Annotated in this window: 16 protein-coding genes, 4 tRNA genes and 2 pseudogenes; 9 read left to right on the forward strand and 13 right to left on the reverse strand. The window is 74.7% G+C overall.

What is annotated here, in order from left to right; all coding sequences use genetic code 11:
- Positions 1-6: 6 nt before the first annotated feature.
- The 7 genes from JKP76_RS06530 to JKP76_RS06555 form a co-directional block, all read right to left on the reverse strand.
- Positions 7-80, reverse strand: a tRNA-Phe gene (locus JKP76_RS06530).
- Positions 81-102: 22 nt separating this feature from the next.
- Positions 103-179 (reverse strand) — tRNA-Asp (locus tag JKP76_RS06535).
- 23 nt (positions 180-202) lie between these two features.
- Positions 203-275 (reverse strand) — tRNA-Glu (locus tag JKP76_RS06540).
- A gap of 87 nt (positions 276-362) precedes the next feature.
- The gene (locus tag JKP76_RS06545) at positions 363-698 is read right to left on the reverse strand and encodes a hypothetical protein (RefSeq protein ID WP_200490041.1); all 336 of its coding nucleotides are present in this window, start codon (positions 696-698) and stop codon (positions 363-365) included.
- 23 nt (positions 699-721) lie between these two features.
- Positions 722-1,480 (reverse strand): metallophosphoesterase, encoded by a 759-nt coding sequence (locus tag JKP76_RS20560; protein ID WP_309230019.1) that lies wholly within the window; start codon positions 1,478-1,480, stop codon positions 722-724.
- Complete coding sequence (locus tag JKP76_RS23335; RefSeq protein ID WP_309232867.1) at positions 1,428-2,240, reverse strand: hypothetical protein; 813 nt, start codon at positions 2,238-2,240, stop codon at positions 1,428-1,430. The genes JKP76_RS20560 and JKP76_RS23335 overlap by 53 nt, the downstream gene beginning before the upstream one ends.
- A gap of 51 nt (positions 2,241-2,291) precedes the next feature.
- A complete protein-coding gene (locus JKP76_RS06555) occupies positions 2,292-2,828 on the reverse strand; it encodes a GtrA family protein (protein WP_200490042.1) in 537 nt (178 codons plus the stop codon).
- A gap of 182 nt (positions 2,829-3,010) precedes the next feature.
- Here JKP76_RS06555 and JKP76_RS06560 point away from each other — a divergent pair, with 182 nt between their 5' ends.
- Positions 3,011-3,892 (forward strand): Rieske (2Fe-2S) protein, encoded by an 882-nt coding sequence (locus JKP76_RS06560; RefSeq protein ID WP_200490043.1) that lies wholly within the window; start codon positions 3,011-3,013, stop codon positions 3,890-3,892.
- 212 nt (positions 3,893-4,104) lie between these two features.
- Positions 4,105-4,245, forward strand: coding sequence for a hypothetical protein (locus JKP76_RS06565; protein WP_200490044.1), 141 nt, complete (start codon positions 4,105-4,107; stop codon positions 4,243-4,245).
- Between the two features lie 105 nt (positions 4,246-4,350).
- Here JKP76_RS06565 and JKP76_RS06570 read toward each other — a convergent pair whose 3' ends face one another.
- Positions 4,351-4,557, reverse strand: coding sequence for a hypothetical protein (locus JKP76_RS06570; protein ID WP_200490045.1), 207 nt, complete (start codon positions 4,555-4,557; stop codon positions 4,351-4,353).
- 316 nt (positions 4,558-4,873) lie between these two features.
- Here JKP76_RS06570 and JKP76_RS06575 point away from each other — a divergent pair.
- Positions 4,874-4,946: transfer RNA gene (locus JKP76_RS06575), tRNA-Lys, on the forward strand.
- Positions 4,947-4,955: 9 nt separating this feature from the next.
- Here the strand turns inward: JKP76_RS06575 and JKP76_RS06580 are convergent.
- Entirely contained in the window at positions 4,956-5,501 is a 546-nt protein-coding gene (locus JKP76_RS06580; protein WP_200490046.1) for a hypothetical protein, read from the reverse strand.
- A 220-nt stretch (positions 5,502-5,721) separates the two neighbouring features.
- On the opposite strand from JKP76_RS06580, the gene JKP76_RS06585 reads away from it, so the two are divergent.
- From JKP76_RS06585 to JKP76_RS06595, 4 genes and pseudogenes are all read left to right on the forward strand, one after another.
- Positions 5,722-5,922, forward strand: a complete 201-nt coding sequence (locus JKP76_RS06585) for a hypothetical protein (protein ID WP_200490047.1) — start codon at positions 5,722-5,724, stop codon at positions 5,920-5,922.
- Positions 5,923-6,953: 1,031 nt separating this feature from the next.
- A pseudogene (locus JKP76_RS23925) lies at positions 6,954-8,030 on the forward strand (diguanylate cyclase domain-containing protein); the annotation flags it as partial.
- A gap of 91 nt (positions 8,031-8,121) precedes the next feature.
- Positions 8,122-8,925, forward strand: a complete 804-nt coding sequence (locus JKP76_RS06590; protein WP_309232868.1) for an EAL domain-containing protein — start codon at positions 8,122-8,124, stop codon at positions 8,923-8,925.
- A gap of 296 nt (positions 8,926-9,221) precedes the next feature.
- Positions 9,222-9,839, forward strand: a complete 618-nt coding sequence (locus JKP76_RS06595) for a hypothetical protein (RefSeq protein WP_200491436.1) — start codon at positions 9,222-9,224, stop codon at positions 9,837-9,839.
- Between the two features lie 9 nt (positions 9,840-9,848).
- Here JKP76_RS06595 and JKP76_RS06600 read toward each other — a convergent pair whose 3' ends face one another.
- The 4 genes and pseudogenes from JKP76_RS06600 to JKP76_RS23930 form a co-directional block, all read right to left on the reverse strand.
- Complete coding sequence (locus tag JKP76_RS06600) at positions 9,849-10,928, reverse strand: YbhN family protein (protein ID WP_200490048.1); 1,080 nt, start codon at positions 10,926-10,928, stop codon at positions 9,849-9,851.
- Entirely contained in the window at positions 10,925-11,497 is a 573-nt protein-coding gene (locus JKP76_RS06605; RefSeq protein ID WP_309229937.1) for a hypothetical protein, read from the reverse strand. Before JKP76_RS06605 ends, JKP76_RS06600 begins: the two co-directional genes overlap by 4 nt.
- On the reverse strand, positions 11,494-12,141 hold the full coding sequence (locus JKP76_RS20565) for a hypothetical protein (RefSeq protein WP_242471208.1): 648 nt from the start codon (positions 12,139-12,141) through the stop codon (positions 11,494-11,496). Before JKP76_RS20565 ends, JKP76_RS06605 begins: the two co-directional genes overlap by 4 nt.
- Before the next feature lie 403 nt (positions 12,142-12,544).
- Positions 12,545-12,760 (reverse strand): annotated as a pseudogene (locus JKP76_RS23930) (hypothetical protein); the annotation flags it as partial.
- Here JKP76_RS23930 and JKP76_RS20570 point away from each other — a divergent pair.
- Complete coding sequence (locus JKP76_RS20570; RefSeq protein WP_242471209.1) at positions 12,657-12,992, forward strand: hypothetical protein; 336 nt, start codon at positions 12,657-12,659, stop codon at positions 12,990-12,992. The pseudogene JKP76_RS23930 and the gene JKP76_RS20570 sit on opposite strands and share 104 nt — an antisense overlap.
- A 312-nt stretch (positions 12,993-13,304) precedes the next feature.
- Complete coding sequence (locus tag JKP76_RS06615) at positions 13,305-14,210, forward strand: ABC transporter substrate-binding protein (protein WP_309229936.1); 906 nt, start codon at positions 13,305-13,307, stop codon at positions 14,208-14,210.
- The last annotated feature ends 8 nt before the right edge of the window (positions 14,211-14,218 follow it).

A 14,218-nucleotide genomic window follows, 5' to 3' on the forward strand; every position in this document is an offset into this window, starting at 1 on the left:
AGAGGGTGGGCAGGGGCGGGGTCGAACCGCCGACCTCTCACTTTTCAGGCGAGCGCTCGTACCAACTGAGCTACCTGCCCCTCCCGGTGCTCGCGCACCGGGTGGCGACCCTGACGGGACTCGAACCCGCGACCTCCGCCGTGACAGGGCGGCGCGCTAACCAACTGCGCTACAGGGCCTTGCGTGTACTGCTGTCGTGCGGTGCCCCCAACGGGGTTCGAACCCGTGCTACCGCCTTGAAAGGGCGGCGTCCTGGACCACTAGACGATGAGGGCTCGTTCTGCCGGGGGCAGACGAAACAATACATGCCGCATCGGGCGCTCCTGCACAGGGTCGGCGGAGGGGTGCATCCGGCGGCCCGGTCAGCCCAGGGAGGCGGTCAGCTCGACGCGGTCCTCGCCCACCGACGAGCACTCGAGGACCAGACTCCCGGCCGAGACGCTCTCGCCCTCGGCGCAGGAGACGCTGGCCGAGCCGACGCCCAGCGAGGCGCGGCCGCCCTCGGTTCCGCCGAACCGCAGCGTGGTGCCGAGGATGTTCACCTCCGCGTCGGTGCCCTCGAGGGTGACCGTGCACGAGCGCGGCGAGCACGACACGTTCTCCGAGCCGAACGTGCAGCCGGCCAGGGCGCCGAGGCCCAGGCCTCCGGCGAGCAGGCCGGCGGCCAGGCGGGCACGGGGCGTCGTCGTCGCGGGCATGGGGGAAGGGTAGGGCCGCGCGGTCATCCGGGCGGGGACGCCGGGCTGCCGTCGGAGCCACCGGGACCGACGGACCCGGCGTCGTCGGCGCCGTCGTCCGCGCCGTCGGCGGGGGTCGGCAGGGGGACGACGGTGCGCTGGATGGTCACCTCGGACTCGCCCAGCCCGCCCAGGGTGATCTCGTCGTAGGCCTGGAGCCGCCCGGTGCCCGCGGCGAAGTAGAGGACCGTGCAGGTGAGGGGCTCCGGGTACTCGCCCTGCAGCGCCCGCAGCCCCGAGCCGCCGGTGGAGCCCTGCACCATGAGCAGGCCGCCGTCGTCGAGCTCGGTGACCTTCCGGTCGTGCGTGTGGCCCGCGAGGACGAGCGGCACGAGACCCTCCAGGGGCGGGGCCTGCTTGGGGTCGTGCACGAGCGCCACGTCGGGGGCCTCGTCGAGCGAGTCGACCAGCTCGGCCAGCCGCTCGCCGGAGCGGGTCAGCACCTCGAGCGGGGCGTCGTCGTCACCGGTGCTCTTGTCGGGGGTGAACCGCGGGTCCTTTGCCCCGACGATCGAGATGCCGTCGATCTCGGTGGCGGAGTCGTCGAGGACCGTGGTGTTCGGCTGCGCGGCGATCAGTTCCGCGGTGGTGGCGGAGTCGTGGTTGCCGCGGATGAACACGTAGGGCACGCCGAGGGTGCCGACGGAGGAGATGAGCTGGTTCTCCGGCGGGCTGCCCCAGTCGGTGATGTCACCGGTGTCGAGGACGCCGTCGACCTGGAACTGGCTGACGACCTGCGCCACGAGGTCGAAGCCGGCGGGGTTGAGGTGCAGGTCGGAGACGTGCAGCAGGGCGACGGTCTCGTCGGCCGCGCCGGGCGGCGGCAGGGACGACAGCGTGCTGTACAGCGAGCCGACGTTGGCGACGAGGTCCTCGAGCGAGGCGCGGTAGGCGTCGAAGCGGGCCACGATGTCCTGCGCGTTGCCGATCAGGCTGTTCGCGTTGACCAGCAGCCCGGTGTAGGTCGGGGCGGACATCGCCTCCGGCCCGCCACGTGGTCGCGCCGACCCCGCCGATGCCCAGCAGCAGCGCGCCGGTGAGCCCGGCGGCGATCAGCGGCTCGCGGCGGCGCCGCAGCACGAGCCAGGAGACCAGGGCGGCGCCGAGCAGCGCCACGACGACGGTGATGACGAGCAGCTTCACGACCGCGCCCTGCAGGTCGGCGGTGACCCGGTCGACGACGCCGGCCAGCCGCACGGGGTCGTTCGCCAGCTCCTGCGCGCGGACCTGATCGACGCTCTGCAGCTGGACGTCCAGGCGCAGCGGGCCGTCGAAGACGTCGACGGCGAGCGAGCCCAGCGGCGGGACGGCGACCTCGGCGCCACCGGAGCCCGGGCGCACGGCCAGCGTGGCGTCGAACGGGCCGATGGGGGCCGAGATGCGGGCGAACAGCAGGACGGCGACGAGCGCGCCGACGAGGGCCAGGCCGATCCGTGCGAGCCACAGCCCGGCCCGGCGCCCGCGGCGGCGCCACGGGGAGGGAGCGGACTCGGCCTCGGTCACCCCGACCAGGCTAGTGAGGAACGGGCCCGCGCGACGGGTCGGCGGTGGAGCTCAGACCCGGTCGGGTGCGGGGGAGCGGAAGATCCAGCCCAGCGCGATGAACCGCATGAGGCCGATCAGCGCCGTCACGGTGACCACGGCGGTGATCTGCAGCCAGACGTCGCCCTCGGCGGTCGTGGTGTCGATCCAGCCGAGCGTGGCGCTGGTGGCGAGCAATCCGAGCGCGGCCACGGTGCTGGCCTCCCACTGGGCGGTGAACCAGCCCACCCGGTCCTCGGCGTGGAAGGTGAGCCGACGGTGCATCTCGTTGGCCAGCACCGTGGAGGCGACGGTGGCGATGAGGTGCGCGGCCAGGTAGCCCAGGCCCTGGAACGGGATGAACAGCAGCGCGTAGACCAGCGTCGTCGAGCCGCCGACGAGCACGAACCGGGCGAACTGGGCGAGGGTGTCGTCCTGCCGCAGCCGCTCGGCGAGCCGGACGGTCCAGGGGGCCGGCGCTGCGACCTGCTCCGGAACCTGCTGCGTGACCTGGCTCCCGGCGTCGTCGCGTCCGGGGACGCGGCGGCGCAGCAGGGACGGGCGGGTCACGGGGATCCTTCCAGGGCTCGTTCGGGCGGTGCGACCGACGATCCTCCTCGCGCCGCTCGTTGTCACAGGTCAGCATGCCGGTAACAGGTGGCAGAAGCTGCCGCATTCCCCGCGATGCACCCGGAAGAGACCGGCTCGTGACCGGGGAGTCGACGCCGATCGGTCCGGGTAGCAGCCCTCACATGAGTCTTCTGGGGTTCCTGGACCGGGTCGCCGACGTCGCGACGTTCGACAAGGCGATCGAGCCGGCCCGCCGCGCGGTGCAGGGTGCGCTCCGGCCGGCGGCGCTCAAGGACGCCCTCCACGGCACGTGGATCGGGCACCCGGTGCACCCGATCCTCGTGCAGGTGCCCGTGGGCAGCTGGATCTCCGCGGGGCTGCTCGACGCCGTCCCCCGGCTGCGGCCGGCGGCCACGGTGCTCATCGGTGCCGGGGTGGCCGCGGCGGTCCCGGCGGCGGCGTCCGGTGCGGCGGACTGGGCGGAGCAGGACACCGGCGTGCGCCGGCTGGGCGCGCTGCACGCCGTCCTCAACAGCGTCGCGCTCGGCCTCTACGTGGGGTCGCTGGCGGCGCGGCGGAGCGACCGCGGCGTCCTCGGGCGGGTGCTCTCCTACAGCGGGCTGGCGATCGCCGGCGGATCGGCGGCGATCGGCGGGCACATGTCCTACGCGCAGTCCTCGGGGGCCTCGCACGCGGCGACGGCGGTGCGCGCCCTGTCGAAGGACTGGCTGGACCTCGGTCCCCTCGACGACTTCCCCGAGGGTCGTCCGGCACTGCGCACGGGCAGCGGCGGCGCGGCGGACGTGCCCCTGGCCGTGGTGCGCCGGGGCACCACGGTCGACGTCTTCGTCGGTGCCTGCTCCCACTCGGCCGGCCCCCTGCAGGAGGGGACGGTCGAGGAGGTGGGCGGGTCGCAGTGCCTGGTCTGCCCGTGGCACGGCTCGGCCTTCGACCTGGACAACGGCGAGCCGCGACGCGGGCCGGCGGCCAACCCGCAGGAGAAGCTCGAGGTGCGCATGCAGGCCGGGCGCGTGATGGCCCGGGTGCACGGCCGCAACCGCTGAACCGGCACCGCTGAACCGGGCAGGGGCGCCGGAACGAGAGCCGGCCCGGCCGGCCCGGGGGGAACGGGTCGGCCGGGCCGGGGTCATCGGCCACCCGGGCGCAGGCACCAGGCGGGGCAGTGATGACCCTACGTAACCGGCGCCGCGCTCCGGCATCCCCTGAACGGGTGCAATAGCGGACGCCATGGTGACGGAAAGCTCACCGTCGACGGGTGAGGAGGTTCGCCGACCGCCCGGTCGGGCACGGGTCGGGGATGTTCCTCCTCTTCTCCAGCCGGCTGGGCTGCCTCGGTTCCCTGGCACTGTCCGCGCTGCTCACGCTGGTCCTGCTCGTCGCCTTCGACGTCCTGTGATGCCGGCACGTGCCCTTCCGGAACCCGGTAGGGGAGCCGGTTCGCGCTCCCGATCCGCCCCGCAGGTGCGCGAGCACGTGGCCCGCCGCTCCCGGCCGGAGAGCGTCACGGCGCCTCCTCGGCGTTCAGGTAGGCGCAGCGGAACCGTGCCTTCGACATCGCCTCGGTGAACCGGGCCTCCCAGGCGGGGTCCTGCGCCGGGAAGGTCTCCAGCACGCGCTCGTCGAGGACCGCCGGGAGTCCGTCCAGCCCCGTGTAGGTGCGCCGGACGAGGACGCGGGTCGTGCCGTCGACCTCGTCGTGGGCGGGCACCCAGCGCGCCTCGGCGACGGCGGCGGCGAGCTGGGCGCGCTGCCGGGCGGGCAGCGCGGTGGCCCCGGCGTTCTGCCGGAGGCGGTCCAGAGCGACCAGCCGACGGTCCCGAGGAGGGCGAGCACGCCGAGGACCAGCGCCAGCTCGATCAGTCCGAGGACCATGCCGCGAACGCTAGTTCCCGGTTCGCGCCGCGGCGGAACTCCGGCCACCCCGTCCGGCGACGCGGCCGATGGCAGGATGAGCTCGATCCAGGCGCACGGGGCCTCGATCGACGAGGCGCGGCGAGTCCCCCAGGACGTCGTCGCCGCGCCTCGGGCCTCTAGCTCAACTGGCAGAGCAGCGGACTTTTAATCCGCGGGTTGTGGGTTCGATCCCCACGGGGCCCACGTCTCGAACTAGCTGTCGGCTCCGATGACCGCGGTCGTCCAGCCCGGCCCCAGCGTCCAGCGGTGGCCGGCGAAGGGCGCCGTGAGCTCCTCGTCCTCGGCGACGAGGAAGCGCGCTCGCGTCCGTCCGCTGACCGGGTCCGGGTACCGGGTCTCCAGACCGGTGACGGCGTAGGCCGCGGCCACGAAGTTGCCGACCACGGCGACGAGGATCCCCGCCTCCAGGACGGGCGCGGGGTCGACGACCCAGTCGCCGCGCACACCGTTGGCCTGCGCGGTCGGGGACCAGGCGACCGCCCAGCCCGCCCCTTCGCGCCACGTCTCCGAGGTGTACTTCGGCTCGCCGATGCGCACGACGAAGGCCGGGGGAGCTCCGGGCGCGACCTCGGGCCGCTGCTGCAGCTCCCGGACGGCATCGAGCGAGGCCATGCGTCGGCTCCCGCGTGCCGGCGAACCACCCAGCAGGCCGGTGCTGAGCAGCTTGGCCGCGGAGCCCTTCGACACGTCGAGCAGCGCAGCGGCTTCCAGGACGCTGATCTCGGTCGGCTCGGTCACGAGGTGGTGGTGCCCGGGGGTGCGGTGCGGTGGGTCATCGAGTTCTCGTGCTGGGCCGGCATCCGCCCAACGTAGGTCGTGCCGCACCGGACGTGCTGGGCCGCAGGCCGGCCAGGCGCCCGGGATCGGCGCGGGCTCCCGGGTTCACGTCGGCTGCCGGCGGCCGATGCTGGGAGAGTGGGTGCTGCCCGCACCGCGACAGGACGACCGAGGAGAACCGATGGACTTCATGCGCCGGCTGCAGTCCGAGAGCCCCATCCTGTTCCTGGTGGTGCTGTTCGTCGGCATCTTCCTCGCGTTCCAGCTGCTGATCTTCGTCGCCGAGCTCGTCCTCGGGCCGTTCGGGCTGCCGGGCTGGGCGCCGCTTGCCCTCGTGCTGGTCGGCCTCGTCGTGGTCGCCCGGCGGCAGAACCAGCGGTAGCCGCCGACCGTCGATCAGTCGCGGGGGCGGCGCGGCTCCGGCGGCAGCACGAGCTCGCGGCGGATGCGCAGCCGCCCGGGCAGCCGGGGGCCGGGGACGGTCGGGTGGACGGCGCCTGAGCGATCGGGCATGTCGGTCTCAACTCTCCTCGGTCCTGCGGTATGCCGACACCGTCCCGGACGGGTCTGACAGTTCCCACCTCCCGACCTGGGAGTTGCCTGTCCGTCGGCCCGCCGGCCCCCTCGACGGGGTGGGATCGGTGCTCAAGGGTTTCCGGACGGAGCCGATACGGAAGTGTGCGAATCCTCCGGGCGACGAAGCGGGCCCGCCGTCGTGGCGCGCCACTGCGGCGTTACCTGACGGCCCTCGTCGTGCTCCCCCTGATCGGCGTCGTCGTCCTGGCCACGGCCGCGGCGCAGGCCCGCGCCGCCGAGGCCTCCAGCGCGCGACGCGCCGAGGACGCCGTGCGGACCCTCGCCCTGCTCGACGAGGCCCGCCGCAGCGCCGAGCTGGAGCTCGTCCCCGCGCTGTCGCTCCTGGTGATCCAGAGCCCGGAGATCCTCCTCGGCCTGAGCATCCCGGAGTCGCTGCTCGAGACCCAGCGCACCGTCGCCACCGCGCAGACCGCGCAGCTCCGCCGGCAGACCGACGACGCCCTCGCCCGGATCCCGGCGGGCTCGTCGGCTGCTGCCGCGGCGCGCCGTTCGGCGGCCGACCTCGCGGCGCTGCGGGCCGATGCCGACGCCGGCGGGATGGGCGTCGAGGAGGAGTACTTCCGCTTCCTCACGGTGTCCAACGACCTCATGAACGCCCAGCGCGCCACGGCGCAGCTCGCCACGTCCGAAGGGGTGCCGGCCGCCACCACGCGCGCCATCCGCGACGTCCAGACCATCTCGAACCTGACCCAGGTGGCGAGCCGGCAGGTAGCGCTCTACCTCGGGTCGGTGTTCACCACCGGCGACAGCAGCCTGATCGGCTCGCGCACCGCCTGGCAGACGGCCTGGCTGGACTATACCGACGCGGAGCGGGAGATGGAGCTGCTCTCGCAGGAGGAGCTCCGCGACCAGTGGCAGGAGCTGCAGTCGGTGGAGGCCGTCACCCGGGTCGGGACGGTCTTCGCGGGCGGCAGCCCCCTCGGCGTCACCCCGGGGAGCGCGACCCCGCTCGAGGTCCGCGTCCAGGACATCCTGGCGCTGCTGTCGGGCACGGCGGAGCGCAGCGCCCTGCTCGCCGACCTCGTGGACTCCGCCGTCGTCGAGGCCCGGAGCCTGGTGGCCGCCGACCGCGAGCGCGCCGGCGACGCGCTGCACCTCATCGTCGTCCTCGGGGCGGTGGTGCTCGTCGGCTCCCTGGTCGGCGCGCTGGTCCTCGGCCGCAGCGTGGCCCGCGCCCTCCGGCTGCTGGCCGGGCAGGCGACCGAGATCAGCGAGGGCTCGCTGGTCGAGGTCGAGGTCGACGGCCCGCGCGAGGTGCGCACCGTCTCCGCCGCCCTCGGCTCCGCCGTCGCCGGGCTCCGCCGCATCCAGGACCAGGCGCAGGCCGTGGCCCGTGGTGACCTGGACAACGCCTTGCTCGAGCAGTCGCTCCCCGGCCCGCTCGGCGAGGTCGTGCACGCGTCCGTGCAGCAGATCGTGCACGCGGTCCGCCAGCGCGAGGAGCTGCAGTTCGCCCTCGCCCACCAGGCGACCCACGACGCGCTCACCGGGCTGCCCAACCGCGCCCAGGCCGTCACCCTCGTGACCGCCGCCCTGCACCGCGGCCGGCGCTCCGGCGAGATGACCGGCCTGCTCTTCGTCGACCTGGACGGCTTCAAGGCGGTCAACGACGGCCACGGCCACGCGGCCGGCGACGAGGTGCTGCGCGCCGTCGCCCGCCGGCTCGGCGCGGCCGTCCGCCCCGGCGACGTCGTCTGCCGCCTCGGTGGCGACGAGTTCGTCGTCCTCGTGGAGCCCGTCCGCAGCGAGCACGACCTGGTCGAGCTGGCCCACCGCCTCATCGCGGCGGTCAGCGAGAAGGTCGCGGTCGACCGCGCGCGGGTCCGGATCGGTGCCAGCGTCGGCGTCGCCGTCAGCCGGGACGGCGGCACCGACGCCGACGCGCTGTTCGCCGAGGCCGACACCGCCGCCTACCGCGCCAAGGCATCGGGCCGCGGCCGTGCCGAGGTGTTCGACGAGACCCTGCGCCTGCAGCTCAAGGCCCGTGCCGAGCTCGAGGCGGCGATCGCCTCCGCCCTCGTCGAGGGCGAGATGCAGGTGGCCTACCAGCCGGTCGTCCACGTCGCGACCGGCCGGCTCACCGGACTACGAGGCGCTCATCCGCTGGGAGCGGCCGGGCGTCGGCCCCGTCCCGCCGGACGAGTTCATCCCGGTCGCCGAGAGCTCCCGGCTCATCGGCGACGTCGACCGCTGGATGCTGCACGAGGCCACCCGCCAGCTCGCGCAGTGGCGCGCGCAGTTCCCGACCGCCTCCGGCGAGCCCGCCCCGACGGTGGCGGTCAACATCTCCGGCCGGCACCTCGCCGACCCCCGCGTGCTCACCGACGTCGCCGACGCGCTGGCCGCCTCCGGGTTGCCCGCCGAGCTGCTCACGGTCGAGGTCACCGAGACCGTGCTGGTCGACGACCCGCTCGCCTACGACCACCTCGGCGCGCTCCGCGCCATGGGCGTCCGCATCGCCATCGACGACTTCGGCACCGGCTACACCTCGATCGGCCAGCTCCGGGACATGCCGGTCGACACGCTCAAGATCGACCGCAGCTTCGTGGCGTCCACCGACCCCGCCCAGCGGGACCTCGTGGCGCTGATGATCCGCGCGGCGCACACCTTCGGGCTGACCGTCGTCGCCGAGGGCGTGGAGGAGCCCGACCAGCTGGCGCGGCTCCGGGAGCAGAACTGCGACCAGGCGCAGGGCTACCTGCTCCACCGCCCGCTGCGGGCGCCCGAGGCCGGTGCCCTGCTGCGCCGCGCCGAGACCGCCGAGACCGCCGGGACCGCCACCACCTGACCCGCGGGGACGCGCCGCCGCGGAGCCCTCCTCCCGGGGTCACCGCAGGTCATCAGGCCCGCGCCACGCTCGGACGAGCGTGTCGCTGTCGACAAGTGGCCGCTCCGGACGGCGGGTCACCGGCCGCCGCGGCGGCTCGCGCAACGATCCGGCCACACGGCTCCCCACGCGCGTCGGCGCGGCCCCCGCGGACCGGTTCCGGCACCTACCGTTCTGCCATCGCGACGCCACGGCCGGCGACGCGGTGCCCGTCCCTCTTCCCCCGGGGCGGGTCTGCCATGGATGGATGGACAACGATGAGCGTTCTGGGTGGGCTGCCGGGCAGCGGAGTCGTCGAGGACACCGGCGTCGAGGCGTGGTGGCTGGTCAGCGGACCGGACGACGCGCCGGGACGGGTGGTCGCGGGCCCCTTCCCCGAGCGCGCCGAGGCGGGCTGGTCGGCCGCGGCCCTGGCCGACGGCGCCGCCGCGCGCCCGGCCTACGGCATCCGCCGCGCCGACGGGTCGCTGCGCCGCCGCCCCTCCCCGCAGGAGTGGGCCTGGCTGGACCACCTGACCGCGCAGCTCGACCGGCTGCCCGACGACTGGCGTCCCCTGCTCACCGAGGAGGACCCGCTCACCACCCTCCTGGTCGAGGTGACCGCGGCGCTGGCCGAGGCCGGTCTGCCGCTGCACGACGCCACCGGCGCGGGCGGGACGCTCGGCGGCGCCTGCCTCACCCCGACCCCGGACCTCGACGGCGTCGTCGTCGCCTGGCGCCAGCACGACCGGATGAGCGTGGACCAGGTGCACGGCACGGCCGCGGACGCCGCTGTCCAGATGGCGATGAACCGGGCGCTGGCCGACGTCCTCGCCGCCCGCGGCCTCGAGCCCGAGGCGTGGGGCGCCGCCGTCGTCGTCCGCCGGGAGGAGTGACCGGCCGGCTCACACCGATTCCGGCACCAGCTCGGTGCGCGGCGCGCTGTTGGGTTCCCGCCGCCAGGAGCGGTTGTGCCGCCAGAACAGGTAGGTGCCCAGGCCCACGGGGATGGGCAGCACGTAGGTCAGGGCGCGGAACACCAGCACGGCGGCGGCGACCAGCGCCCGCGGCCCGCCGGCGGCGGACAGGCCGGTGATCAGCGCCAGCTCGATGACGCCCAGCCCGCCGGGGGTGAACGGGACGGCGGTCAGCAGCCGCGCGAAGGCGAACACCGCCAGCACCTCGACCGCGCTCACCTCGTCGCCGGTCACCCCCACGAAGCGCAGCGCCAGCAGCAGCACCAGGTAGAGCGACAGGTGGCTGACCAGCGTCGCCAGCGTGATCCAGTGCCAGCGGGCCCGCAGCAGCAGCGCCGTCCGGGCCCGGAACTTCGTCGTCGCCCGCTCCCAGCCGGTGACCGGGCTCCGGCCGAACGGGCGGCGCAGCGCCGAGGCGATCCGCCCGGCGGCGAGGCCGATCCGCTCGGCGCCCTCGCGGCTGCGCAGCAGCGCCCCCAGCAGGACGACGGCGACGGCCAGCCCGGCCAGGCCGAGCAGGCCGGCGGTGATCCGCCCGGCCGAGGGCGGCGAGCTCAGCGCCAGCAGCGCCAGGGCCAGCACCGGCAGGCCGAGCTTGACGAAGTTGTTCCACAGCCCCGAGACCAGCAGCGAGACCGACGTGCGGGAGCGGGAGAACCCCCACGACGTGTTCATCGCGTAGGTCAGGCCCAGCGCTATCGCCGCGCCCCCGATGACGGTGTTCGAGACCGCCGTCGTCGTCTGGGTCGAGACCAGCGACTGCCGCAGCCGCAGCCCGGGCGTGGTCGCGACCATGACGAACTGGTAGGTCGCGAGGTTCCAGGCCGCGGCCAGGCAGAGCACGGTCAGCTCCACCCAGGTCATGTCCCGCACGGACGTCCAGACGGCGGAGATGCTGGTGAACTGGGGCAGGAACCAGACGAAGACGCCGCCGACGAGGGCCAGGGAGAGCACCCCGCCCAGCACCCGGCGGCCGCTCGGGCGCGGTACCCGCCCGACGCCGGTCACGGGTCGAGCTCCAGCCGGCCGTCGGTCTGCTCGCGCACGGCCTCGCGGACGGCGTCCCGCGGGACGGCGCCCAGGCCCGAGGTGGCGAACCCGAGCGGCTCGGCGCGGTTGTCCCCGGAGAGCCGGAACAGCACGCTGATGCAGCCGCCGTCGAACGTGTAGAAGCGGGTGCCCTCGTACCGCGGCGTCACCTGGACGACGCGCTCCCAGCGCTGCATCGCCTCGCGGTCGCTGGGGATGCGGGTCGCGCCCGTGGTGTCGCAGCTCTCGTCGAGCCGGATCTCCACCGCGCGGTTGCCGTCGCGGTCCGAGTCGAGCCAGAACCGCGCCTGCTCGTCGGTCGCCTCCAGGCCGGAGACGCCCCAGCCGAGGGGGATGACCTCCAGGCACGGCACCCAGGTCGCCGTCGGCACCGACTGGGCCAGCAGGACCACGCCGTTGGCCGGGTTGCCCTCCTCGCCCTCGCGGCAGGCGACCACCTCGGAGTCCAGCACCACCGGGCGCACGCAGCCGGACAGCAGCGCCGGGGCGAGCAGCAGCCCGGCGAGCAGGGCCCGGCGGCGGGTCACAGCGGGGACCCGAGCAGACCGACGGTGACGACGGCGGCGACCCCGGCCGCGGCGACGGTGACGACGGTGAGACCGAACCGCCGCCAGGTCCACCGCTGGATGTGCACCGGGGGCAGCCGGAAGGGCAGCAGCCGCAGGAAGTCGCCGTGCAGGTCGCGGCCCTGCTGGCGCAGCATCCGGCGCAGCTGGGTGGGCATGGTCAGGCCGCGGGTGGCGGCGAAGGCCTCGGCGATCTCCTCGTCGCTGAACTGCCGCCGGGCACGGGCGTAGACCCGCTCCGCGTCGGTGCGCAGCGCCAGGACCAGCATCATGTTGGCCAGGTCGACCGCCTGCCGCCACGGGCTGGGCCGCACCTCGGCGAAGGCCGAGTCGATGAGGAACAGGTCGCCGTCGCGCACCAGCAGGTTGGCCGGCTTGATGTCGCGGTGGGCCATGCCGATGTCCCACATCCGGCGGACCGCGGCCAGCCCCTGGTCGATGACCGACTCGTCGATCTCCGCCTCGCCGGCCTCCTGCGCGCCGTTGATGAACTCGGTGACCAGCAGGTACTCGCGTTCCGGGGTGATCTCCACGATGCCCAGCGGGTGCGGCACCGGCAGCGAGGCCTCCCAGAACAGCCGCAGGATGTAGTCCTCGTACTGCACCAGCCGGCGGACGCTGTGGAACGGCTTCTCGTCCTCGAGCCGGCCGTAGAGCAGCGTGCGGCCGAGCTTGTACCAGCGGTCCCGAGCGCACGTGCGTGATCGCGTAGAGCTTGCCGAAGACGTAGCTCTCCCCGGCCGGTGAGCTGGAGTGCGTCTTCACGGTGATCCGCAGCGGCGTCGAGCCGCCCGAGCCGGCCAGCCCGAACGGCGTCACGTGGGTGGCCAGCAGACCCAGCTGGTCCTGCAGCGCGCGGACGATCGCGTCGCCCCGCTCGCCGCTCACGTCCAGGTGCGCCGGGCGGCCGCGGCTGTAGCGCACCGGGTAGACCGAGTTCGGCGTGAGCAGCCGGAACGCGGCCAGGGGCGCGGCGACCCCCAGCACCGCGCCGGCCACGATCCCGGAGGGGTGGTCCTGGGCGAGGTACAGCCGGGACAGCGCGGTGAGCACCAGCAGCCCGCAGACCACCCACTTGCCGATCGTGCGCAGGCGGCCGGGCGGGACCAGCGCGTAGACGGTGCTCACTAGGAACGCCGCCAGCACGGTCACCGGCAGCGACGGCATCGAGAAGCCCGACCAGGAGCCGAGCAGCTCCACCTCGAAGGGACGCGGCCGCTGCAGCGTCGTCGCCATGACGGCGGCGACGTTGACCACGACGAGGACGACGCCGAACCAGACGAACAGGTGCCGCCAGCGGCGGAACGCCACGAGCAGGACGAGGTTGCCCAGCCACATGGCGTGCAGGGCCCGCTCGGTGGCCAGCAGCCCGGCCACCTCCGCGACGTCGGTGAGCACCGGGGTGCGCAGCTCGGCGAACGCCTGGAGCACGCGGGTGTCGGCGACGTCGAAGTAGCGGATCGTCCCGGTCAGGACGACGACCGCCCAGGCGACCACGACCGCCGCGCTGAGGCCGAGCCACCACTTGCCCGAGGCGCGCAGCTGCCGGGGCAGCGCGGGCGGCTCACCCGAGGGCCGGCGCCGGCGGCGGACGCGCGCGATGGCCGGCGGTCCCGGCCGCACGGCCGGACCCGCCGTGGCCCTCGGAGGCAGCGCCTGGGGCACGGACGCCATGCCGGGGAATGGTGCCCCCCGAGCCGCGCCGCGACCATCCCCTTTCGTCCCGCGGTCGTCCTACGGTGGTCCCACCCCGGGCGGAGGTGACGCGGTGCGGGCAGGGACGGCGGTGCTGCGGTCGCTGCTCGCCGCGCTGCTGCTGGTGGCCGCCGGCTGCGGTGGGCCGGTCGCCGAGCCCGCTGCGGACGACGGCACGGTCCGGTTCGCCTCCTACGACTTCGCCGAGAACCAGATCCTCGTCGAGGTCTACGCCGAGGCGGTCCGCCGGCAGGGGCTGCCGGTCTCCGTCACGCACGGCATCGGCACCCGCGAGGTGGTCTCACCCGCGCTGCAGCAGGGCGTCGTCGACGTCGTCGTCGACTACCTGGGGACGGCGCTGGCGTTCGCCCGGCCGGAGTTCACCGACCCGCCGGTGGGCCCCGAGGAGATGCACGCGGTGCTCGCCCGCACGATGGGCGGCCGCGGCGTCCAGGTGCTCACGCCGTCGGCGGCGGAGGACCAGAACGGCTTCGTCGTCACCCGCGCCTTCGCCGCCCAGCACGGCGTGCGGCGGCTGTCCGACCTCCTGCCGCTGGCGCCCGAGCTGGCCTTCGGCGGCCCGCCCGAGTGCCCCGACCGGCCGTTCTGCCTGCTCGGCCTGGAACGGGTCTACGGCCTGCGGTTCGGCACCGTGCTCACCATGCCGACCCGCGGGGCGACGCTGGAGGCGCTGCTGTCCGGGCAGGTCCAGGTGGGGATGCTGGAGACGACCGACGCCCGGCTCGCCGTCGCCCCGGTCACGCTGCTCGCCGACGACCGCGCGCTCCAGCCCCGGGAGAACGTCGTCCCGATGGTGCGTGCCGACGTGGCGCGGCGCTGGGGTGAGCCGCTGCGCGCGGCGCTGGAGGAGACCAGCGCGCGGCTCACCACCGACCAGCTCGTCGAGCTCAACCGGGCGGTGGAGCTGGACGGCGCCAGCCCGGCGGAGGCGGCGGCCGCCTGGTGGGACACCCACTGAGGGCCCCG

The organism is Blastococcus sp. TML/C7B (assembly GCF_016612845.1).
Classification (GTDB): Bacteria; Actinomycetota; Actinomycetes; order Mycobacteriales; family Geodermatophilaceae; genus Blastococcus.

Coding starts and splice junctions, on each gene's coding strand:
- JKP76_RS06545 (WP_200490041.1), bottom strand. CDS start 698: ATGCCCGCGACGACGACGCCCCGTGCCCGCCTGGCCGCCGGCCTGCTC.
- JKP76_RS06560 (WP_200490043.1), top strand. CDS start 3,011: ATGAGTCTTCTGGGGTTCCTGGACCGGGTCGCCGACGTCGCGACGTTC.
- JKP76_RS06585 (WP_200490047.1), top strand. CDS start 5,722: ATGGACTTCATGCGCCGGCTGCAGTCCGAGAGCCCCATCCTGTTCCTG.
- JKP76_RS06595 (WP_200491436.1), top strand. CDS start 9,222: ATGAGCGTTCTGGGTGGGCTGCCGGGCAGCGGAGTCGTCGAGGACACC.